Annotated in this window: 19 protein-coding genes; 8 read left to right on the forward strand and 11 right to left on the reverse strand. The window is 69.5% G+C overall.

What is annotated here, in order from left to right; all coding sequences use genetic code 11:
- Positions 1-83 precede the first annotated feature (83 nt).
- A complete protein-coding gene (der, locus tag TsocGM_RS00645) occupies positions 84-1,562 on the reverse strand; it encodes a ribosome biogenesis GTPase Der (protein WP_126723381.1) in 1,479 nt (492 codons plus the stop codon).
- A 209-nt stretch (positions 1,563-1,771) separates the two neighbouring features.
- Here der and TsocGM_RS00650 point away from each other — a divergent pair, with 209 nt between their 5' ends.
- The 3 genes from TsocGM_RS00650 (at position 1,772) to rpsR (ending at position 3,284) form a co-directional block, all read left to right on the forward strand.
- Positions 1,772-2,338 (forward strand): hypothetical protein, encoded by a 567-nt coding sequence (locus tag TsocGM_RS00650; RefSeq protein ID WP_126723382.1) that lies wholly within the window; start codon positions 1,772-1,774, stop codon positions 2,336-2,338.
- 38 nt (positions 2,339-2,376) lie between these two features.
- On the forward strand, positions 2,377-2,886 hold the full coding sequence (locus TsocGM_RS00655) for a hypothetical protein (protein WP_126723383.1): 510 nt from the start codon (positions 2,377-2,379) through the stop codon (positions 2,884-2,886).
- A gap of 155 nt (positions 2,887-3,041) precedes the next feature.
- A complete protein-coding gene (rpsR, locus tag TsocGM_RS00660) occupies positions 3,042-3,284 on the forward strand; it encodes a 30S ribosomal protein S18 (RefSeq protein WP_126723384.1) in 243 nt (80 codons plus the stop codon).
- A gap of 60 nt (positions 3,285-3,344) precedes the next feature.
- Here the strand turns inward: rpsR and TsocGM_RS00665 are convergent, their stop codons facing one another.
- Positions 3,345-4,889, reverse strand: coding sequence for a DUF1570 domain-containing protein (locus tag TsocGM_RS00665; RefSeq protein ID WP_158633317.1), 1,545 nt, complete (start codon positions 4,887-4,889; stop codon positions 3,345-3,347).
- 103 nt (positions 4,890-4,992) lie between these two features.
- Between TsocGM_RS00665 and TsocGM_RS00670 the strand changes: the two genes are divergently transcribed.
- Both TsocGM_RS00670 and TsocGM_RS00675 read left to right on the forward strand, forming a co-directional pair.
- Positions 4,993-5,511 (forward strand): hypothetical protein, encoded by a 519-nt coding sequence (locus tag TsocGM_RS00670; protein ID WP_126723386.1) that lies wholly within the window; start codon positions 4,993-4,995, stop codon positions 5,509-5,511.
- A gap of 145 nt (positions 5,512-5,656) precedes the next feature.
- A complete protein-coding gene (locus TsocGM_RS00675; RefSeq protein ID WP_158633318.1) occupies positions 5,657-6,913 on the forward strand; it encodes a tetratricopeptide repeat protein in 1,257 nt (418 codons plus the stop codon).
- A gap of 61 nt (positions 6,914-6,974) precedes the next feature.
- Here the strand turns inward: TsocGM_RS00675 and TsocGM_RS00680 are convergent, their stop codons facing one another.
- From TsocGM_RS00680 to thiS, 7 genes are all read right to left on the reverse strand, one after another.
- On the reverse strand, positions 6,975-7,745 hold the full coding sequence (locus tag TsocGM_RS00680; protein ID WP_126723388.1) for a hypothetical protein: 771 nt from the start codon (positions 7,743-7,745) through the stop codon (positions 6,975-6,977).
- Between the two features lie 112 nt (positions 7,746-7,857).
- Complete coding sequence (locus TsocGM_RS00685; protein WP_126723389.1) at positions 7,858-9,597, reverse strand: GspE/PulE family protein; 1,740 nt, start codon at positions 9,595-9,597, stop codon at positions 7,858-7,860.
- 100 nt (positions 9,598-9,697) lie between these two features.
- On the reverse strand, positions 9,698-10,861 hold the full coding sequence (locus TsocGM_RS00690; protein WP_126723390.1) for a type IV pilus twitching motility protein PilT: 1,164 nt from the start codon (positions 10,859-10,861) through the stop codon (positions 9,698-9,700).
- A 38-nt stretch (positions 10,862-10,899) separates the two neighbouring features.
- A complete protein-coding gene (hisF, locus tag TsocGM_RS00695; protein WP_126723391.1) occupies positions 10,900-11,703 on the reverse strand; it encodes an imidazole glycerol phosphate synthase subunit HisF in 804 nt (267 codons plus the stop codon).
- A 200-nt stretch (positions 11,704-11,903) separates the two neighbouring features.
- Positions 11,904-12,251 carry an HAD family hydrolase gene (locus TsocGM_RS00700; RefSeq protein ID WP_126723392.1) on the reverse strand — a complete coding sequence of 116 codons (348 nt, stop codon included), beginning with the start codon at positions 12,249-12,251 and terminating at the stop codon, positions 11,904-11,906.
- A 209-nt stretch (positions 12,252-12,460) separates the two neighbouring features.
- On the reverse strand, positions 12,461-14,452 hold the full coding sequence (locus TsocGM_RS00705; protein ID WP_126723393.1) for an ATP-dependent DNA helicase: 1,992 nt from the start codon (positions 14,450-14,452) through the stop codon (positions 12,461-12,463).
- Positions 14,453-14,557: 105 nt separating this feature from the next.
- Positions 14,558-15,661 carry a sulfur carrier protein ThiS gene (gene thiS, locus TsocGM_RS00710; RefSeq protein WP_391731112.1) on the reverse strand — a complete coding sequence of 368 codons (1,104 nt, stop codon included), beginning with the start codon at positions 15,659-15,661 and terminating at the stop codon, positions 14,558-14,560.
- A gap of 221 nt (positions 15,662-15,882) precedes the next feature.
- On the opposite strand from thiS, the gene TsocGM_RS00715 reads away from it, so the two are divergent.
- The 3 genes from TsocGM_RS00715 (at position 15,883) to TsocGM_RS00730 (ending at position 18,687) form a co-directional block, all read left to right on the forward strand.
- A complete protein-coding gene (locus tag TsocGM_RS00715; RefSeq protein WP_126723395.1) occupies positions 15,883-16,854 on the forward strand; it encodes a CAP domain-containing protein in 972 nt (323 codons plus the stop codon).
- A 355-nt stretch (positions 16,855-17,209) separates the two neighbouring features.
- Complete coding sequence (locus TsocGM_RS00725) at positions 17,210-18,064, forward strand: DUF72 domain-containing protein (RefSeq protein WP_126723397.1); 855 nt, start codon at positions 17,210-17,212, stop codon at positions 18,062-18,064.
- Positions 18,065-18,411: 347 nt separating this feature from the next.
- On the forward strand, positions 18,412-18,687 hold the full coding sequence (locus TsocGM_RS00730; protein WP_126723398.1) for a hypothetical protein: 276 nt from the start codon (positions 18,412-18,414) through the stop codon (positions 18,685-18,687).
- A 28-nt stretch (positions 18,688-18,715) separates the two neighbouring features.
- On the opposite strand, the gene deoC is transcribed toward TsocGM_RS00730, so the two are convergent.
- Together deoC and TsocGM_RS00740 are read right to left on the reverse strand one after the other, a co-directional pair.
- Complete coding sequence (deoC, locus tag TsocGM_RS00735) at positions 18,716-19,444, reverse strand: deoxyribose-phosphate aldolase (protein ID WP_126723399.1); 729 nt, start codon at positions 19,442-19,444, stop codon at positions 18,716-18,718.
- A 63-nt stretch (positions 19,445-19,507) separates the two neighbouring features.
- Positions 19,508-20,839 (reverse strand): hypothetical protein, encoded by a 1,332-nt coding sequence (locus TsocGM_RS00740; RefSeq protein WP_126723400.1) that lies wholly within the window; start codon positions 20,837-20,839, stop codon positions 19,508-19,510.
- Between the last annotated feature and the right edge of the window lie 8 nt (positions 20,840-20,847).

A 20,847-nucleotide genomic window follows, 5' to 3' on the forward strand; every position in this document is an offset into this window, starting at 1 on the left:
ATCCGCGAACCATCATTGCATGATTCGTCCCGGTCTGCCAGCCGGGACCCGAGATCGGGGCCGGGCCTCGGGGGGATCGGAGCTCAGCCCTCGTCCCGGCCGCCGAGCATCTCGTTGATCTCCTCGTCCAGGTCGTCGACGTGGAAGTCCTCGCCGGTGAAGCGCTCGACGATCTCCGGCGGCTCGTCCGCCTCGACGCGGGGGCGGGAGGGATCGGTCTGGGTGCGGGCTCGGAGGTAGAGCTTCAGGGGGATGTCGGAGAAGGGGAGGCGCTCCCGGAAGACATTCAGCAGGTACCGCTGATAGGGGGGCTCGAAGAGGCCCGGGCGGTTGACGAACAGCACGATCGTCGGAGGAGCGACGCCGACCTGGGTGGCGTAGTAAATCTTCGGGACTCGGTTCTCTCGGACAGGGGGAGCGTGGGCCTCGACCGCCTCTCGGAGGACCCGGTTGAGTGTGCCGGTGCTGATGCGGCGGTTGGCTCGCTTGTACATCGCCTGGCAGAGGTTGATCAGCGCCTTGACGTTCTTGCCGGTCTTGGCGGTGATGAAGGCGATCGGGGCGTAGGACATCCCCTTGAAGGCGTGCTGCACGAACGTGGCGTAGCGGCCCGTCTCGCCCCGGGAGGGGCCGGAGAGGTCGGAGAGGATCAGGTCCCACTTGTTGACGACGAAGACGCAGGGCTTGTACTGCTTGGCGATGTAGTCGGCCAGTTGCTTGTCGAGCCGGGTGATCCCCTGGGTCGGGTCGAGGAACAGGAGGACGAGGTCGGCACGGCGGATGGAGCGCTCGGCCCGGTGGATCGAGTAAAAGTCCAGGTTGTCCCGGATCTTCGCCTTGCGGCGGACGCCGGCGGTGTCGATGGCGACAAACGGCAGGCCATCGAGCTCGAAGCGGACGTCGACCGAGTCTCGGGTGGTGCCGGCGACCTCGGAGACGATCATCCGCTCGGCGTGGGCGAGGGTGTTGATGAAGGTCGACTTCCCCGTGTTCGGGCGGCCGACGACGGCGATCTTCATCGCCTCCGACTCGACCCGGGAGCCGTCCTCCTCCGGCGGGAGGGCTTCGGCGATGAGCCGGAAGAGCTCGTCCTTGTTGCGGTTCTGGTGTGTTGAGATGGGCAGGCGCTTGCCTCGGCCGAGCTTGTAGAACTCCTGGCCCTGCTCGTCGAACTTCGGGTCGTCGGCCTTGTTCATCGCGAGGATCACCGGCGCGTGGACGTAGCGGAGGCGGCGGGCGACCTCCTCGTCCAGCGGCATCAGGCCGTCGCGGACGTCGACGACGAAGACGACCACGTCGGCCTCGCCCAGCGCGGTTTCGATCTGACGCTCGACGTGCTCGCTGAGGTCGTCGCGGTCGACGATCCCGACGCCGCCGGTGTCGATCAGCTCGACGAACCGGGTTTGCTTGCCGTCGGGGATCTCACCGAGCGCGGCGACTCGGTCGCGGGTGACGCCGGCGACGTCGTCGACGATGGCGATGCGGCGGCCGACGAGCCAGTTCAACAGCGACGACTTGCCGACGTTCGGGCGGCCGACGATGACGACGCGGGGCAGGGGCATGGCGGTGGGGCTCCCCGGCCGAGGGGGCGGCCGGGGAGGCCGGCCGCGGGACTCGGCCGCGGGGCGATCCTCTATAATGGGGGAGTCGCGGCGGGTCGATCCGATGGGGCGATCATCGGCCTCCCCTCGGGGGGCGACGGGCCGCTTCGGGACTTGCGTCATTGTAGACCGACTCCAGGGGCCGGACAACGCCGGGAGCACCCGATCGGATGACACAGGGCGGGGGAGAACTGGCCGACCAGGCCCGAGCGGAACCCGGGGGGGTCACGCTGTTCGACGGCATCGCGCTGGTGGCCGGGGCGGCGATCGCCTCGGTCCACTTCCGGCAGGCGATCCCCGGGGGGGAGCTCGCCCCCGTCGGCTGGGCTCTGCTCTGGCTCACCTTCGCCGGAGTCGCCCTGACCGCCTCGGGCCCGTTCCTGGCGGCGGTTCGCCGCCTCTCCGGCCGTCCTGGTCCGCCCTGCCGGCTTGGCGACCGGCTCTGGGCGCTGATGGGGGCCCCCTGGGTGCTGGCGGCGCTCTCGAGGGTCGCCTCGGCTCCTCCCCCGGGCGGTGAGGGGGGCGATCCGCTCTACGAGCTGGTGCTCGTCGCCGGCCTGGCGGTGGCCTCGGTCTCGGCGCTGGCGATCGTCTGGGCCCGATGGGTGATGGTCCCCCCCGGTGCCCGGGAGGTCGAGGAGCCGGGGAGCTGGTCCCACCGGATCGGCCTGGCCCTCGGCGTCGCCTGGCCGGTGCAATGCGGCCTGGGCATGGTGGTCCTGGGGGCCCAGGGGTGATTCCCCCCGGGCCGAACGTCGACCGGACGGAGTCTCCCGTGCCGAACCCTCCCCTTGATCCCTCCCGACCGCCCGGCCCCCGGGTGATCGACCTGATCGGCCTGATGGTCGGCTTCGGAGCGGCGGCGCTGCTGCTGCGATCGCTCTGGCCGTCGAGCCGGTCGATGACGCCGGGGGTGGGGGCCGTGCTGGGGCTGCTGCACCTCTGGCTCGGGCTGGCGATGGCCGGGCCGGTCCTGCTGCTGATCGACCGACGCGGCCTGGGAGACGCCACCCGGCAACTGAGCTGGGCCCAGGTGGCCTGGCTGCTGATCGGCGCCTACTGGCTCGCCCTGACCGCCCTGGTCGTGCCGACCCGGCTCCCCGTCCACCCGCTGCTCGGGGTCCTGCCGGTGGCCGCGGCGCTGGTGCTCCGAGTCGTCGGCCCCCGGTCCCCCGAGGCCCGCCTGAGGGCTCGCTCCTGGACCGACCGGGTCGCCTTCGGGCTGATGCTCACCTGGCCGATCGCCTGGGTGGCCATGGTCCTCCTCGGCAAGACCCTCTTCTGATCCAACCTGCTCGACGACCCGGGATGGCCGTTCGGCGCTTGTTCGGTTGACCTTGAACGAGAAGGCCCGGGACGGTACGATGCCCGTTTCTTCGCTCCCGAGCGAACAGGACAGGTTCGCCTCCCTCGATCCCGACGTCATAGGACGCAACCTCAATGCCCCGGAAACGGTTCGGTCGAAGCCGGAAGAATCGCTGCCGCTTCTGCACCCCCGAAGGCTGCCCGCGCCCGGCCTATGTCGACTACAAGGACATTGGCCTGCTGAAGAAGATGCTGACCAATCAGAGCAAGATGTTCTCCCGCAAGCGGAGCGGCAACTGCGCCGCCTTCCAGCGCGCCACCGCCGAGGCGATCAAGCGGGCCCGCTACATGGCCCTGCTGCCCTACGTCGGCGAGTGATCTCCCGGCCGATCCGCCGGGACGAGCCGAGGTCCGGCGGGAGGATCGGCCCCGGGGCGATCACCGATCGGTGGGGGCCCCGGGGGCGGGAGGCCGGGAGAGGAAGGCGATGAGCGCCCGGTCGAGCTCGTCGTACGACATCCCGAGGTGGGACGAGAGGGAGGCCGACGCCCCGGCCCGGAGCCGGCCCCGGTAGGCGTCGGCGACGTAATCGAGGAAGGCGTCCCGGAGGGAGGCCAGATCGTCGTCCATCAGGAAGATGGTCAGGGCGATCGCCTGGGCGTAGTAGAGCGGGAGCAGGTCCGTGTCCTGGCTCCATTCCTCTCGGTCGAAGCGGACGAAGCGGTCGGTCGGGACCAGCTCCCCGCGCTCGACGAGCCGGGTTCTTGCCTCGGCGACCCGGGGGCCGATCCGGCCGCCGTAGCGGAGCGAGCCGTCGGGCTGGGCCTCGACGGTCTCGAAGTAGGTGCCTAGCCCTTCGAAGACCCAGTAATCCCCGGCATTCCGGCGGTAGCCGGAGGGACCAGCCAGCTCGAAGAGCAGCTGGTGGGAGACTTCGTGATAGAGCGTCGCCTCGACGGCGAGGTCGCCGCCCTCGTCCTTGAAGAAGGAGCTGACCTTGCGGTCGTCGAGGTAGACGCCGAGCGTGTTCTCGATGCTGGTGTCGCGGAGCAAGGAGGTCAGGTAGTCGACGTACTGCCGCTTCGTGCCGAAGTAGAGGACCTGGTGCTGCCGGGCGGCCACGGCCGGAGCCGTCGCGTCCGGATTCCGGAAGAGCTGGGCCAGGGGGAGGCGGGGGCCGATTACATCGGCCGCCAGTGACGTGAACAGGTCGTAGAACGCCTCCAATCGGCGGGCGAACGCGATCCCCTCGGCGAGCGGGACGCTCGCCTGGATCTTGAAGTGCGGCGTGGTGATCTGCCAGCCGGAGGAGATGGAGCCGAGCCGCATCGCGTCGGCCTCCTCGGCGGGGAGCCAGCGGCTGGGGGGCCGTCCGGGTCGGCTCGGCGCGGGGAGGAGCCCGCGTTCGAGCTCGGGGAGGTACTCGGAGGGGATCCAACCGTAGATCGGGTGAAGGATGTCGCCGTTTTTCAGGCGCGACACCGCATGGGGAGTGGCCCAGCCTCCCTCGTGCGGGACGAAGCCGAGGAGGCGCCTCGCCTCGGGGTCGTCCGGGCGTCGGCGGAGGACCTCGCGCAAGCACGCATCCGCCAGGGAGAGCCGCTCGGCCTCGAACGCGCGGCGGGCGAGGTCGGCATAGGCGTCCGCCGCCTTGTTCCGGATCGTGGCGATCTCCTCGGCGATCGGGTCGTCCGGCGATGCGTCGGGAGCCGACGGCTCGGCAGGAGGGACGATCTCGGGGAGCGGGTCGAACCGCCGGGGCCCCTCGATCGGAGGAGGGGGAGGGATCAGGTCGCGGACCCGAGCGGCCCGGGAGGAGTCTCCCTGGCGGTCGAGGCGGTCGGCGATCGAGGAGAGGGCGGTCGACTCGGCCTCCCGGATCTCGGAGCGGTTCAGGCGCAGGCGGTCTCGAGTGATCGCGTCCGACGAGGGACCGGCGGCGGCCGGGGGCAGGGCGATCGCCGTGGCCGCGAGGCAGGCCAAGGCCGCTTGGCCCGAGAAGAACCCGGCTGGACCGTTTGCTCGGTTCGCCGCACAATGCCGGGCCGGCTCGGAAGGATGAACCGAACGGGGGAGGATCCAGATCATGGCGATTCGATCCGTCGTGCCGAGCGTCGCATGCCTGATGGCGGGCCTGGCCCTGGGCTGGGTGGCGTCGTCGTATTCTACCCCGCGGGTGAGGGCCGGTCAGGCCGATCGCTCGGGGGAATCGGTGGTGGCGACCGGTACTGTCTCGGTCGAGTTCGACCGCCTCTCCCGGCAGGCGAGCCAGACCGATGCGCTGTATTACCTCGATTATGCGGGTGGTCGGTTGATGGCGACCATCCCGACGCTCCGCCAGTCGACGGCGGGGACGCAGGTGCTCGGGGACTTCGCCGTGCGGGACCTCGTGGCCGACTTCCAGCCGCCGAGGGGGACGACGCCTCGGTTCTTGATGACGGTCGGCCAACTTGGCCTCGGTCCTGGCGGGGGCTGGGCGCCGCTGTTCGTGATCGAGACGACGACCGGCCAGGTCGCCACCTACCGCGTGACCCAGGGGCCGGTTCGGGCAGGTGGGGTCCAGCCCCCCGTCTTCGAGTTACTCGAGCTGAAGAAGCTCCCTTGATCGACCTGCCGAGTCTTGCCGAGGGGTCGGGAGGCTCGGAGAATGAAGGGGATCCGAGTCGATCCCCGGGCGGGTCGCCGCCGGGATCCCTCCCGAGGCCCTTCGTGTCGACTCCCCGATGAACCCTCCCGACCGAGGAGAGCCGGTGTCCCTGTCCCCCAGGCTTCCTCAGGAGCGCGGGCGGGGTCCGGGCTTCCGGATCGGGCGGCGGGCGGCGGTCATCGCCGCGATCGTCCTGGCGATCGGGGCTGGGCTGGCGCTGCTCTGGCCTCGTCCCGACCCCGAGGCGGTCTGGATCGAGGCGCAGAGCCACCTCCAGGCCGGCCGGATCGACGAGGCCGAGCGGGCCTCCGAGCGGCTCTCCCGGCTCCGGGAGCCGACCGAGCGGGACTGGATGCTCCGCGCCCAGGTCGCCATCGCCCGGAATCGGACGGACGAGGCGATCGCGATCCTCCGGCGATTCCCCAAGCAGGGGGAGCTTACCCCCCGGGCCTTGCTGCTGGTCGGACAGCTCGAGCTGAGAAGGGATCGGCTGCGGTCCGCCGAGCGGGCCTTCTCGGAGGCCCTCGAGCTCGATCCGAACCTGTCCCAGGCGCGTCGGGAGCTGATCTACATCTACGGGTATCGATCTCAGACCGTGGCGATGGGGGAGCAGTTCCGGGGCCTGGCGGAGTCGGGCCTGCTGACCGCGGACGATACGTTCCTCTGGTCGCTCAGCCGAGGGGTGCAGTGGACCCCGGAGGAGATCGTCGATCGGCTGTCGACGGCCGTCTCGGCCGAGCCGGAAGACTCGGCGTCGAGGATCGCGCTGGCTGATGCCCTGCTGGAGCTCAATCGCTTCGATGAGGCCGCCGCGATCCTGGAGCCGCTCGACCCGGCCGACGCCGACGCGAGGGCCGCCCTCGGCCGCCTGGCCCTGGAGCGGGGGGACGTGGGCTTGCTGGCCGAGTTGCTCGCCGATGCCCCGGAGGATCATGCCGGCCTCGCCCTGCTGCGGGGGAAGCTGGCCCTCCGCCGCCGAGACCCCGAAGCAGCGGTCTCGGCCTATCGCCGGGCGCTTGAGCTGAGGCCGAACGACCGGGACGCCCTCTCGGGCTTATCCCAGGCGCTGAACCAGGCGGGCCACCGGGAGGAGGCCGCCGAGGCGGTCGCCCGCCTGACCCGGATCAACGACCTGAACGACCTGCTCCACCAGCTTGCCCGGGTGGACGCGGACCGATCGCCCGACCGCTATGTCGAGATCGGTTCGGCATGCGAGGCGATCGGGCTCGAAGCCCAGGCCCGGGCCTGGTATCAGGTCGCCCTGGCGGGGGATCCCTTCCACCGAGAGGCCCAGGCGGCGCTGGGCCGGATGGGGAGGCTCGGCGAGGAGGAGGCCGCCTCGGACTCGGGGGCCGAGTAAACCGTCGACGCGAGACGACACCCGAGGCCGCCTTGGGTTCGGGGGGATGATCGGGGATCGATCAGAAGCCGGTGTTGGTTGGGGCCAGGCCGGCGGCGGCCCCGGCGGTGCCGCCGGGAATGCCGGGGCCGTTGCCGCTGGAGGAAGAGAGGCCGGAATCACCCCCGGCCCCGGCCGCTCCTCCGGGGCTGGCGCCGGGGGAGGAGCCGGCCTCCTCGCGCCAGCCTTCGCCGAAGGGGCGGGCATCCTCGTGGTCGATCAGCCAGCGGCCCTCGGGGTCGAAGACCCGCTTGTTCAGGAACTCCCCGAAGGGGTCGTAGGCGGTTTCGTCGTAGGTGGAGAAGGGGTAGCCGCTGGTGTATTGGAAGAAGGCGAGGAAGCGGTGGTCGAGGCCGAGGCCGAAGGGGGGCTTGGTGTCGTGGCCGACGACGCCGAAGATCTTCTTGTGCACGGGGGCGGTATGGAAGGCGACCATCATGAAGGCGGTCGCGATCGTGGCCGCGCCGAGGCCGAAGAGGATGCGACCGGCGTGGTAGACCGGGAGCGGGAAGCGGATCATCGTCGGCCCGAGCGAGTCGGTGGTCACTCGCAGCAGGACGAGCGAGACTAGGAACAGGAGCATCAGGCTGACGAGATCGGCATAGCCATAGGACCAGGAGCCGGCGTTCTGGGTGATGAGCCCGGCGAGCGTTTCGTAGAAGTTGAACGCGATGACGCTGGCGAACAGGACGTTGAAGAAGATGAGCGCCGCCCCCCAGAGCCCCTCGCTCATGATGGCGTAGGTGAGGCCCAGGATGATGACGACCAGGCCGAGGTTGACGGCGATGTCCATGAGGAAGGCTCCCTGGCGGCCGATCGCTGCGGCCCGATCGGGACGGGTCTGGAGGTGGAGGAGGGGGTGATGACGGTGGCGGAGGTCCGGGACTCGGCGATCGGGGGCGCGGTCACTTGACGACGCGCATCAGCTCCTCGATCGAGGTCTTCCCCTGGATGACCTGGCGGAGGCCATCCTCGGTGAGGTAGATCATGCCGTTCTTGCGCGCCTCGTCCTTGATCGCCTTGACCGAGGGGTTTTCTCGGATCAGCTCGCGCATGGCCTCGGTGATGACCAGCAACTCGAAGATGCCGGTGCGGCCCATATAGCCGGTGCCGCCGCAGGTGGGGCAGACCTGCTCGGGCTCCTTGGGGGGCCGGTAGAAGACGTCGACCTTCTCGGGAGGCAGGTTCGCCTTTTTGAGGAACTCGGCCTTGGGCTTGTAGGGCTCCTTGCAGGTCTCGCAGAGGAGGCGGACGAGCCGTTGCCCGAGGATGGCGGTGATCGAGTTGGAGATCATGAACGGCTCGACCCCCAGGTCGAGCAGTCGGAACAGGGCGGTGACCGTGTCGTTGGCGTGGACGGTGGAGAAGACCATGTGGCCGGTGGTGGCCGCCTGGCAGGCGATGGTGGCGGTCTCCTGGTCTCGGATCTCGCCGATCATGATCACGTCCGGGTCCTGCCGGAGGATCGAGCGGAGCTGCTGGGCGAAGGTTTGGCCGGCCTTGGTGTTGATCTCGATCTGGGTGACGTTGTCGATGTGATATTCGACCGGGTCCTCGACCGTGATGATGTTCTTCTGGAAGCGGTCGATTTCGCGGAGGCAGGCGTAAAGGGTGGTGCTCTTGCCCGACCCGGTGGGGCCGCAGCAGAGGAACATCCCGTGCGGCTGGGTGACGATCTCTCGAATCTGGGCGACCATCTTCGGCCGCATGCCGACCTCTTCGAGCCGGGCGATCGTGGCGGCGTTGTCGAGGATCCGCATGACCAGCTTCTCGCCGGCCTTCGAGCCGGAGGTGGCCACGCGGAAGTCGATCTCGCGCCCCTCGAACTTGGCGGCGAAAGAGCCGTCCTGCGGCTTGCGCTTCTCGGCGATGTCCAAGGCGCAGAGCACCTTGAAGATGTTCACCACCGCGTCGCCGGTCGGCCGGTCGAACGGCTCGGCGGCGTGCATGATGCCGTCGATCCGGTAGCGGACGGAGAGCTGGTCGGGGGAGGGCTCGAGGTGGATGTCGGTCGCCCGGCGGAGGATGGCGTCGTAGACGAGCTCCTTGGCGGCGATGAACTGGCCCGAACCCTCGGCCCGGGCGACGCGGTCGTCTTCCACCTTGCCGGAGGAGGTCTTCCCGATGAAGGTGATCGGCGGGCCGCCCTGGTAGTCGACCCCCTGCTCCACGTTGAAGATCCGGCGGCGGAAGAGCTGGTTGAGCAGCTCGCCGAAGTGGTAGGGGGTGAGGACCTTCTGGTCGTCGGGAACGGTCTGGTTGCGCGAGTAGACGTAGGTGAGTGTCGGGGCCAGGTAGGCGATCAACAGCAGCAGGAGGCCGATCGGGTAGACCGGCAGGATCCAGACCAGGAGGAACCCGAGCACGCCGGAGAAGAAGACCAGGGAGTTCCACATCTCGAACCGAAGGTTCTGCAGCTCCCTCATGTCGTCGTCGACCCAGTCGACGGTTTTGACCCAGGCGAGGTAGATCAAGACGACCGGGACGAACTTGAAGAGGTTGATGTAGAGGCCGGGCCCGCGCAGGGCGTTGATGGCGCCGGACTGCGCGAAGAGCAGCGCCGGCAGTTCGGCGGCCTCGGCCCCGGCGGCGACGCCGAGGATGGCGAGGGCGAGCGTCGCCAGGACCAGGCGCGGGCGGATCATCGTGGGGGGCTCCGGTGGGGGAGGGGGAGGCGGCGGTTGGGGGCATCCGGGACGGGTCGGGGCCGCTCCGCCGAGCGGGCCCCGACACCGGCTCCGGGGGTCAGAGGATACCGGGCTGGGCGATGGTAATCCCCTTGAGCGCCATCTTCAACGCCTCGGGGCTGGGGGCGACTTCGAAGGCGGTCGAACGCTCGATCTTCTCGGCCTGGACGAGTTGCTTGAGGCTCTCAGTGAAGTCCTGCATCCCGTCCTCCTTGCCGATTCGGATGGCGTCGCCGAGCTTGCCGTCCTCCTCGTTGAGGATCAGCTTGCGCACCGTGGGGTTGGTCCGCATGATCTCGCAGGTCGGGATGCGGGTCTGGCCGGTCTTCTCGGCCCAGTCCTTGGCGGTCGGCAGCAGCTTCTGGGCGATGATCGCCTTGAGGTTGAAGGCCAGCGACTGCCGCAGTGCCGAGTGCATGTCCCGGGGGAAGAGGTCGAGGATACGACCGATGGTCGACGGGGCGCTGGAGGCGTGGATCGTCCCGAAGACGAGGTGGCCGGTCTCGGCGGCGTGCATGGCGGCGTTGAACGTGTCGCGGTCGCGCATCTCGCCTACGAGGATGATGTCCGGGTCCTGCCGCACGGCGTGCTTCAGGGCGGTGTCCCAGTCGATGACGTCGATGCCGACCTCACGCTGGTGGATGATCGACTTCTCGTCGACGAAGGTGAACTCGATCGGGTCCTCGATGGTGACGATGTTGCAGCGCTCACGCTGGTTGACGTACTGGAGCATCGAGGCGATCGTCGTGCTCTTGCCCGAGCCGGTCACGCCAGCGAGGATGACGATCCCCTGGTCGTGGCTGGCGATCTCGGCGAGCACCGGGGGCAGGCCAAGGCCCTCGAAGTCGGGTACGGTGTTGTTCACGCGGCGGGCGACGAGGCTGAGCTTGCCGCGCTGGCGAAACAGGTTGACGCGGAAGCGGGTTTCACGACCGTCGGGGTCGACGACGACGTGGGCGAAGTCGACGCCCCCTTCGTCCTCGAGGATGGCCCGCTGGCGGGTGGTCAGCAGCGGGAACATGAGCCGTTCCATGTCGGCGGTCGTCAGCGGCGGCAGGGCCATCGACCGAATCACACCGGTGAGCCGCATGGCCGGCGGCAGGCCGACCTTCAGGTGCAGGTCGGAGCCCTTGTGCTTCATGACCATCCGAAACAGCTTGTTGGCTTCCGGCTCGCTGGGGGAGACGGGCTCGAGGGTCTGCGCTTCGATGCCGGTGGCCATGAGTGCGCTCCGAGAGTGGGTGACGGACGATCGGACGATCAATTCGGAGGCCGGCGCTCCGACGAGGCGGCCGAGGGCTGGCGAACGGGCACCCCGTGACGGGCGAGGTAGTCCTTGGTCTGGGCGATGGTGTATTCCCGGTAGTGGAAGATGCTGGCGGCGAGGGCCGCGTCGGCCCCTCCCTCGACCAGGGCGGCCCGCAAGTGCTCCGGACTCCCGGCGCCGCCGGAGGCGACCACCGGGATCGTGACCGCGTCGCTGACGGCCCGGGTCATCGGCAAATCATACCCGTTCTTCGTGCCGTCGGCATCCATGCTGGTGAGGACGATCTCACCAGCCCCCAGGTGTTCGACCTCCCGGGCCCAGGCGACGGCCTCCAGCCCGGTCGGCACGCGCCCGCCGTTGATGTGGACCTCCCACACCTCCCGGCCGTCGCGGTCGACCCGCTTGGGGTCGATGTTCACCACGATGCACTGGCGGCCGAACCGCCGGGCGGCCCGCCGGACGAACTCCGGATCCCGGACGGCGGCCGAGTTGATCGACACCTTGTCGGCCCCAGCGTTGAGCAGGGCGCGGATGTCGTCGAGCGACTTGATGCCGCCGCCGACGGTCAGGGGCATGAAGCAGACCTCGGCCGTCCGGCGGACGACGTCGAGGAGGATGCCGCGCCCTTCGTGGCTGGCGGTGATGTCGAGGAAGACCAGTTCGTCGGCCCCCTCGGCGTCGTACCGGGAGGCGACCTCGACCGGATCGCCGGCGTCCCGGAGGTTGAGGAAGTTGGTCCCCTTGACGACCCGGCCCGCGTCCACGTCAAGGCAGGGGATGATCCGCTTGGCGAGCATTGGCCGTCAGCCCGGACGGACAGCGATACAGCCCGGAGCCCGCTGCGATCCGCGATCGGGATCGGGATCGGCCAGCCTCCGACGCCTGAAATTGTACCCCCAGAGGGAGCGCAATCCTAGGGGCAGCGGGGATGGCCCATCGGGACGGGTTGCTTCCGCCGGGCTGTTTCGGGAGGCCCCGAGCGGCGGCCGTGTCCGGCTCAAGAGAGCGGCCGACGTGCCTCGTGCTCCAGGCCGTGGTGCCGTCGGCCGGTTCCTCGGAGATCTCCGACGACGTAGAACTCGACCGCGTGCCGAGTGCCGCCGTCCGCCTCGCACGCGGCGATGTCGGAGCCTCGGATCATGGCGGTGGTGCCGTCTCCGAGGACGAGCGTGTACTTCTGCTCCGGGTCGAGGTGCACGGTTGCCTCGGCCAGGAAGTACCCATGCCATTCCTTGCGGCGGCCCGACTTCTCCCGGCTGCCGATGTATCCCTCGAACCCTTCGAGGATCGGCTGGTTGTCGAGCAGGAGCTTCGCGTCCCGGAAATGGTCCATGTGCCGCTGCATAACGGATCCTCCTCCTCCGGCCTCCCCGGCGGTGCCGGGGAGAGGGGGGCTCCGATCGATTGGTCACACGAGGTGATGACCCAAGGGCGAGGTGTCAAGCGGGGGACACCAAACGCGAATCTAACACCCCTGAGGCAGGAGGCCAACAAGAATCTGTGGATTCTTTCCAGAAATCGATCCCGCTGATCCGATGCCGACCGCTGCCGGCCTCAGCGGGCCGGGCCGTCGAACCTCGCCGAGTCGATCGACCGGGGGCAGTCCGGCAACGCGTCGAGGAAGGTTCTCCCGTAGGGTTTGGTCAGGACCCTCGGGTCGAGGATCACCACGATGCCCCGGTCCTCCCGGGACCGGATCAGCCGACCGAAGCCCTGCTTGAGCTTCAGGACCGCCTCGGGCACCTGGTGCTCGACGAACGGGTTGCCTCCCCGGCGTCGGATCGCCTCCAGGCGGGCTTCCAGCAGGGGGCGGTCGGGGACGCTGAAGGGAAGCTTGGTGATGATGACGTTCGAGAGCGCCTCTCCCGGCACGTCGACCCCTTGCCAGAAGCTATCCAGCCCGAACAGCACGCTGCCCGGCCGCGACCGGAACGACTCCACCATCTTCGACCGGGGCAGTCCGTCGCTCTGCGAGACGAGCGGGATCCCCCGGTCCACGAACCAGGGGAGCAGCAGCCGGGAGGCCGCCTCCAGGAACCGGTAGGAGGTGAACAGCACGAAGGCCCGCCCCCCGGTCAGCTCGACGTAATGGGGGATGGCCTTCAGGCAGGCCCGCTCGAAGCCGTCGGCGTCTTCCGACGGGTCGGGCATGCCCCGGGCGATGTGCAATCGGGCTTGCTCCCGGTAGGCGAACGGGCTCCCCAACTGGAGCGACTGGCCCCCCGAGAGCCCCAGCCGGCCCCGGACGAACCGGGTGTCCGGCGGCGACCCGGAGCAGAGCGTCGCCGAGGCGAGGATGCAGGTCGGCCCCTCCTGCCAGAGCAGGCGGTTGAGCACCGGGCCGACCTCGATCGGAGCCGCCGCGAGCACCGTCCGGCGCCTCGAGGGGCTCCCTTCGAGGTCGACCCAGTAAACGCCATCCGGCTCCGACTGCTGGAGCCAGCGGTCGATCATCTCCGCCGTCAGGTCGCAGCGGTCGCCAGCGGCGGTGAGCTCGAGCCGCTGGCCTTCGTCTTCGATCTCCTTCGCCCCTTCGAGGATGCTCGACCCGAGCCGCCGGAGGGCCTCCGGCAGCTCGGTTTGCAGGCCGATCGGACTTCGCAGGCGGCCGTTCGGCCGGCCGTCGGACTCCCGCCACCGGGCGATCTCCCCGAAGAAGGCCGAGGCGGCAATCCGGGCCGGTCGGGTCGCGTCAATCGCCTCGTCAAGGTCGAAATGGGCGAGCAGTCCCTTGCGCGAGCGCTCGTTGTAGAGCCGGGTCAGCAGGTAGTCGACTTGTCCCGAGGTGATCCGAAGCCCGAGGTGGTCGCCGGCGACCGCCTCCAACGTGTGCGCCTCGTCGAAGACGACAACGTCGTAATCCGGCAGCAGGCCGAACCCCTCGGCCCGAAGGGCGAGGTCGCTGAAGAAGAGGGCGTGGTTGACGACCAGGATGTTGGCCGTCCGCATCCGGCGCCGGGCCTTGAAGTAGAAGCAGTCGTTGAACCGGGGGCAGCGCTTCCCCAGGCAGTTGCCGTTCTCGCTGGCGACGGCGTCCCAGACGGCGGCGGCGGGGCGGAAGTCGAGGTCGGAGCGGCTGCCGTCGTCGGTCTCCTTCGCCCAGGAGCGGAGGGCGTGGTAGTGGTCGAACTCGTCCGGGTGCTGGAAGGTCGCAAGGGCGCGAGCGCCGGCCGATTCGAGCCGACGCAGGCTGATGTAGTTCGATCGGCCCTTGACCAGCGAGGCCGTGAACTCGCAAGGCATCACGGCGCGGAGGAAGGGGAGATCCTTGTGCAGCAATTGCTCCTGAAGGCTGATCGTATGCGTGGAGACAACGACTTTCTTCCCTGCTTCCGAGGCCGCGAGGATGCTCGGCACAAGGTAGGCGAAGCTCTTGCCGACGCCGGTCCCCGCCTCAACGACGAGGTGACTTCCCTCGACGATGGCCCTCGCCACGGCCCGGGCCATCTCCAGTTGCTCGGCTCGAGGCTCGTAGCGGGGCAGTCGCCGGCTGACGGCGCCGCCGGGGCCGAGGATCGGGCTCGGGTCGAAGTCGAGTTCGGTCATGCCCGGCCTCCCGACCGGCTGGCAGCCATTACGGATGGGTCGGGTCTCGGCGAGGGGGAATCGGAGCGGCGGCCGGGAGTCACCTGGCGGTGCTCCGGCGACGGCTCATCGATGGATCATTCCCTCGGTCGGGCTCGACGCGGTGGCGTAGAGCGTTCTCGGGATCCTCCCCGCGCCGCCGGCGAGCCGGCCGGCCTCGCAGGCGAGGCGCATGGCGTGGGCCATTCGGATCGGGTCGGCCGCCCTGGCGATGCCGGTGTTCAGCAAGACGCCATCGCAGCCCAGCTCCATGGCGATCGCCACATCGCTGGCGGTCCCGACGCCGGCATCGATGATGACGGGGTAGGCCGGGTCGTCCGCCTTGAGATCCTCCAGGATGATCCGGATGTTGTTCGGGTTGAGCACTCCCTGTCCGCTGCCAATGGGGCTGCCGGCGGGCATCACGCTGGCGGCGCCGGCGGCCTTCAGGTGGCGGGCCATGACCGGGTCGTCGCTGGTGTAGCAGAGGACGCTGAAGCCGTCGTTGACGAGCACCTCGGTCGACCGGAGCGTGGCGACCGGGTCGGGCAGCAGGGTGCGGGGGTCGGAGAGGACTTCCAGCTTCACCCAGTCGGCCCCCGGGTTGCCCAGCCCCTCGAGCAACTCTCGGCCGAGCCGGGCGGTGCGGAGCGCCTCCTCGGCGCTGAAGCAGCCGGCGGTGTTGGGCAGGATGGTGTAGCGCCGGGGGTCGAGGTAGTCGAGCAGGTTCCGGCCCTCGGCGTCGAACAGCCGCTCGCGGCGGACCGCGACGGTCACAACCTCGGCGCCGCTGGCGTCGAGGCAGTCGCGCATCAACTCCATCGAGGCGTACTTGCCCGTGCCGACGAACAGGCGGCTGCGGAAGCGGTGCGATCCGATCGTCAGCTCGTCGGGGCCGAACGGGCCGGGGGCCTCGTCCGGGGCCCCGCCGCCGACGAGGGTGACGACCTCCACCTCGTCGCCGTCGCTGAGGGTCGTCTCGGCGTGCCGAACGCGGGGGACGAGCGTCCGGTTGACCTCCACGGCGACGAGTTCGGGCCGCAGGTTCCAGTGCCGGAGCGCCTCGGCCACGCTCAGCGGACCGGGGAGTTCTCGACGATCGCCGTTGAGGGTGATGGTCACGGCAACTAGCCCTCGGGGGGGAGGCACGCTGGGAGACGGATCGGCCGGGCCGATCGAAGGTTGCGTCAACATCTGTCCATCGTAGCGCGGCCCGGTGCGGCGGTCAAGCCGGGCCGAAAACGCTCAAGCCGGCGACCCTCGGCGGTCGATGATCGAGAATTGGAAGGCTTGCCGGGCGCGCCGGATCGGGCGCGCTTGGAGCGTCGCATCGAACCGCACTGGCCGATCGGCCCGGGGACTGAGCGTCCCGGCGCCCGACCGGCCGACTGGCCCCGACCGGGTGATCCCTCGTGCCCCATTGGAAGCGACGACGCCCCTTCACGCCCCGAGTCGATTCCCTCGGCTCCCGGGTGCTGCCTTCGGCCTCGCCAACCGTCGAGATCGTCGGGGATGTCTTGCTCGTCAGCGGGACCGAGGGCCCCGACGCGGTTGAGGTGACGATCCGATCCGTCCGGTCCCCCCGGGGGGAACTCCCCCTGGTCCGGGTTTCCGGCATCCCCCGGTGGTTCGTGGCAAGGCAGTTCGCCTCGGTCGTCGTCGACGCGAAAGGCGGAGACGACCTCGTTGCGGTTGACGACCGCGGCCGAGCCGTGTTGCCGATGGGGCTCGTCGGCGGTGACGGGGACGACACGATTCTCGGAGGCTCCGGGGCCGATGTCCTGATCGGCGGCCCCGGCTCCGATGCGATTTTCGGCCGAGGAGGGCTGGACCTCATCGACGGCGGCCCAGGGACCGACCTCATCGACGGCGTCCCCGAGCCGGCTCCGCTCGAGGATTCCTCGGGGCCGGTGCCGGCGCCGGAACCGGAGCCTGCTTCGTCCTCACCATTCGCCGAGCCGACGCCCCTGGCCTCTCCCCCGGTCCCGGACGACTTCGGCCTCCAGGTCATGATCGACCGGACCAACCAGGCCCGAGTCGACGCCGGGCTGGCCCCGCTCGAGGTCGATCCCAGGTTGCAGGAGGCGGCTCGGATCCAGGCGGAGAACATGGCCCGGCTCGGCCGGCTCTCCCATGATCAGACCGAGACCGGTACGCCGACCCTGGAAGATCGCGCCCGGGCCGTCGGCTACGCGTTCTCGGCCATCGGCGAGAACATCGGCTTCAATTACGACTCCCCCGCCCTGGCCGTCGACGGCTGGCTCGCTTCCGATGGGCACCGGCGCAACCTCCTGGACGACTCGTACGAGCAACTCGGCGTCGCGATTGCCACCGACGCGGTCGGGAGGCCGTACTACGTCCAGGTCTTCGGCCGTCCCGAGTGATCCGCCGAGGGGGATTGTCGCAAGATCGCAGTCTGCTGACCTCGGGGTTGACCGATTCGACAGGGACGGAAGGACAGGTTGGGCGGGGGCGATCGAAGCGAGAGACAGAGAAACCGAAATCAGAACGCAGAACGCAGAATGCAGAACGCAGAACGCAGAATGCAGAACGCAGAACGCAGAACGCAGAACGCAGAAATCGCGGTCTGATGCAACGGCGACCGTCACGGCCTCACGTCCGAGACGGTCAGCGCCAAACACACCGGACACAAGGGAAAGGGCCAGGAACGCGACACGTCCTCGCCGAAGTGATCGGGGCGGGATACCGGGCGGTGTGTCCGCCCGGTACAATGGAAGGATGAACAGCTCGATCGAGCACCCGCTTCTGATCGGTTGCAGCGGCTGGAGCTACCCGGACTGGCTCGGGCCGTTCTACCCGCCCGGCCTGCACGAGGGGGACTTCCTGGAGTATTACGCCGATCGCTTCCCGATCGTCGAGGTCGACAGCACGTTCTACCGGCCCCCCTCGGCCCGGATGGTGAGGTCCTGGCGCGATCGGACGCCGGACCAGTTCACGTTCGCCCTCAAGGTGCCTCGGGTCATCACGCACGAGAAGCTGCTGAAGGGGTGCGAGGAGGAGGTTGATGGCTTCGTCTCTTCCCTCGAGCCGCTGGGCGAGAAGCTTGCGTGCGCCTTGCTGCAGATGGGGTACTTCAACCGTTCGGCCTTCGGGACCCGAGACGAGTTTCTGGAGGTGCTCGACCGCTTCCTCTCGCGATGGCCGATGAGTCGGGTGCCGTTGGCGGTCGAGGTGCGCAACGCTCAGTGGGTCGGGCCCGAACTGGCCGGGGTGCTCGAGGCCCACGGGGCGGCCCTGACCTTGACCGAACAGGCTTGGATGCCCTCCCCCCGCGAGGTGGCCGATCGGATCGACCCGGTCACTGGCCCCTTCGCCTTCGTCCGCCTGCTCGGGGATCGGCAGGGGATCGAGCGGATCACGACCACCTGGGACCGGATCGTGATCGATCGCTCGGCCGAGCTGGCTGAGACGGCCGGGGTGATCCGGCAGCTGGTCCGTCGCGTTCCGGTCTTCGTCTTTGCGAACAACCACTACGCGGGATTTTCCCCCGAGACGGCCCGGCAGCTCCGGGGTCTGCTCGGGCTTCCCGAGCCGACTCCCCCCGATCGGCCCCGGCGGACTCTCTTCGATTGAGGAGAGGGAGACGGCGGACCCCGGCACGGCCGAGGGCTTGCTGAAATCGCCCAATCGCCCGGGGGGCTTTCCTCCAGGACGGGGCGGTGGGCACAATTGGATCGGTTGTCTTGTCCTGTTCAACCGATTCCGAGCGAATCCCGGCCCGCGCCATCGATCGGAGGGCCATAATCGACCGTCCCGACACCCTCCCGGGGGTCGGGGGCACGTCTGCCGCGTCCGATGGGCCGTCCGGCCCGAGCCTCGACGTCCCGGTGCATGGCCGCGCCGGCACCGATGTCCACGCTCGACCCCTCCTCCCGTCGGGACGCGGGGGAGGGTGGGGGATGACATCCCCTGGAGATCCCATGACTCCACACTTCGACCTCGACCTGAGCCGTCGGCTCTTCGGGCTGCTCGATCCGGATCTTGTGGGCCTGCCGCCGGCCTTCGCGGCTCGGGTCCACCTGCACCGTCGGGGGTGGTCGACCAGCCAGGCGATTGTCGCCGGAGGACGCAAGCACATCGCCACGGCGAGCAAGGACGGCCAACGGATCCGATGCCAGGCCGAGCGGCCCGAGGCCGCCTGGTGGCAGGTCCTCGGCTCGGCCGTCCCCGAGGCCTTCGCCGGGCAGCAGGGCTGACGGCCCCGATCGCTCCGGTTCGAGCCGATCAGTACCCGGCCGGGATGCCCAGGGAGTGTTCGGCCCGGATCGGCTCCAGTCCGAGCCGGATCCGGCATTCATCGAGAATGTCCTTTGTTCGGCTGGCACCCACCCGGGTGACGCCAAGCTCCCGGACCGCGAGCAGCCCGTCCAGGTCCCGGACCCCGCCGGCGGCCTTCACCTGGACGTGGGAGGGGCAGTGCGCCCGCATCAGGCGGAGGTCGTCATGCGTGGCTCCTCCGCTGCCGTAGCCGGTCGAGGTCTTCACCCAGTCGGCGCCCAGCTCGCCGCAAAGCTCGCACAGGCGGATCTTGCGGTCGTCCGGGAGGTAGCAGTTCTCGAAGATCACCTTCACCTTGCGCCCGGAGGCGTGGGCGACCTCGATCACGGCCTGGATGTCGTCCCGCACGTAGTCCCAGTCGCCGCTGAGGACCTTCGAGATGTTGACGACCATATCCAGTTCCTGGCCGCCGTCGGCGACGGCCCGTTCGGCCTCGGCGCGCTTGATGGCGGTGGTGTGTCCGCCGTGGGGGAAGCCGATCGTCGTGCTCGGCTGCACGGTGCTCCCGGCGAGGATCTCAGCGCATCGGGCCAGCGCATAGGGCATGATGCAGACGCTCGCCACGTCGAACGCCCGAGCCAGCCGGCAGCCGGCCTCCAGCTCGGCGGTGGTGAGCGTGGGGTTGAGCAGCGAGTGGTCGATCATCTTGGCGATGTCGCCGTAAGAATAGTCCATCGCGCGTTCCTCTCCGGGAAGACTCGGCCCGTCTTGGACTCGAGCGGCCTCGTGGACGGCGGCCTAATCGACCCGACCCCAGTCCCGGCGTCCCCTGGGTTCGTCCCGATCGCCGATCTTGGGGGCGGAATCACCTGCGCCTCGGGCCGAGATTCTATCACGACGGTCGATTCCCGGGCGAACCTCGCGACGACGCCGATTCGTCGATGCCCCCTCGACAAAAGCTCGGCCGGCCCTGGCCCACCCGGGAGGCCCAGGCCAGCAGGCTCGGAGCCGGGCCGCGAGGCCGACCGCCGCGAGGCCGAGCAGGGTGGATTGGCGGACCGGGGGCGGTTCCTCGGCGGCAGACGATCCGGGGAGATCGTCCGGCCTCCACGGGGGGGGAGGCGCGCCCCAGATCGCCAACGGGTCGATCGGCTCATCGAGACCGTAGGAGAACCGATCCGGCTCGGAGATCGGGGGGCCGCCGGCCTCGCCGAGCGTCGTCCCGGCGCCGATCCAGGGGACCGGGGACTCCGGGTCGCGCACCGTTCGGGGGATGAGGATCGTCACCATCGCCATCCGGTCCGAGCCCGAGAGGGAGACGACCGAGGTTTCCTCTGTGATCGTCTCCCTGGCGGCCCGGCCGGCAAGCGGCTCGATCCCCAGCGAGGAGGTCAAGGTGAAGACGTTCGATTCCCGAAGCTCCTCGGCCTCCTCCTCCAGGGGGACTTCGAGCTCGAGCATCTCGATGATCGCATCGACATCGATCGCATCGCCGATGGCGGCCCGAATCGTCAGGCTTCTGGCCTTCGAGAGGGGTCGGGACTGTGTTTGCTCCGCCTGGCTGATGCTGGTCGAGCTGATCCCCGCGGACGCGGCGTCTCGGTCAGGCTGGTTGTTGGGGACGAGGCTGATCGCCTGCCCCCGACTGTTGCCCTGGCGGGCGGCCGCCGGGCCGAGGTTCGCTCCCGGGCCAAGGCTCGCGGTGGCGATCGTGCCGGTTTGACCCGGGGGGAGGAGGGCGGTTCCGGTCGGGAGGAGGGACTGCCCCTTGGTTCGGTCGATCTGGTCGGCTCGGATCGTCGAGCGATCGAGATCGCTTCCTCCGAGTGCCGCCAGGGGGAGCAAGGCCCGGGAGACGAAGTCGGAGCGCTCGGGAGCATCCTCGGAGGCCTCGCGCTCGTCGAGGGGGGCCGTTTCGGAGGCGCCCGGCGGATCCGACGAAGCCGCGGAGAGCGAGTCGACCGCGGGAATCGCCCTCGGGCCGAGTCGGTCGACCGTGGGGAGCCACCGGAGCCGACGGCGGTTCGGCCGCCTTCCCTTCCCTCGGAGCCGATCGACCAGGAGGCCCCTCGCGACGGCCCCCGTCGAGCGAGCGGAGTCGGCAGGAGTCGGTTCGCGTCGAACGAACATGGCAGGTC

The organism is Tautonia sociabilis, from assembly GCF_003977685.1.
Classification (GTDB): Bacteria; Planctomycetota; Planctomycetia; order Isosphaerales; family Isosphaeraceae; genus Tautonia; species Tautonia sociabilis.

Coding starts and splice junctions, on each gene's coding strand:
- der (WP_126723381.1), bottom strand. CDS start 1,562: ATGCCCCTGCCCCGCGTCGTCATCGTCGGCCGCCCGAACGTCGGCAAG.
- TsocGM_RS00650 (WP_126723382.1), top strand. CDS start 1,772: ATGACACAGGGCGGGGGAGAACTGGCCGACCAGGCCCGAGCGGAACCC.
- rpsR (WP_126723384.1), top strand. CDS start 3,042: ATGCCCCGGAAACGGTTCGGTCGAAGCCGGAAGAATCGCTGCCGCTTC.
- TsocGM_RS00670 (WP_126723386.1), top strand. CDS start 4,993: ATGGCGATTCGATCCGTCGTGCCGAGCGTCGCATGCCTGATGGCGGGC.
- TsocGM_RS00680 (WP_126723388.1), bottom strand. CDS start 7,745: ATGGACATCGCCGTCAACCTCGGCCTGGTCGTCATCATCCTGGGCCTC.
- TsocGM_RS00685 (WP_126723389.1), bottom strand. CDS start 9,597: ATGATCCGCCCGCGCCTGGTCCTGGCGACGCTCGCCCTCGCCATCCTC.
- TsocGM_RS00690 (WP_126723390.1), bottom strand. CDS start 10,861: ATGGCCACCGGCATCGAAGCGCAGACCCTCGAGCCCGTCTCCCCCAGC.
- hisF (WP_126723391.1), bottom strand. CDS start 11,703: ATGCTCGCCAAGCGGATCATCCCCTGCCTTGACGTGGACGCGGGCCGG.
- TsocGM_RS00700 (WP_126723392.1), bottom strand. CDS start 12,251: ATGCAGCGGCACATGGACCATTTCCGGGACGCGAAGCTCCTGCTCGAC.
- TsocGM_RS00705 (WP_126723393.1), bottom strand. CDS start 14,452: ATGACCGAACTCGACTTCGACCCGAGCCCGATCCTCGGCCCCGGCGGC.
- TsocGM_RS00725 (WP_126723397.1), top strand. CDS start 17,210: ATGAACAGCTCGATCGAGCACCCGCTTCTGATCGGTTGCAGCGGCTGG.
- TsocGM_RS00730 (WP_126723398.1), top strand. CDS start 18,412: ATGACTCCACACTTCGACCTCGACCTGAGCCGTCGGCTCTTCGGGCTG.
- deoC (WP_126723399.1), bottom strand. CDS start 19,444: ATGGACTATTCTTACGGCGACATCGCCAAGATGATCGACCACTCGCTG.
- TsocGM_RS00740 (WP_126723400.1), bottom strand. CDS start 20,839: ATGTTCGTTCGACGCGAACCGACTCCTGCCGACTCCGCTCGCTCGACG.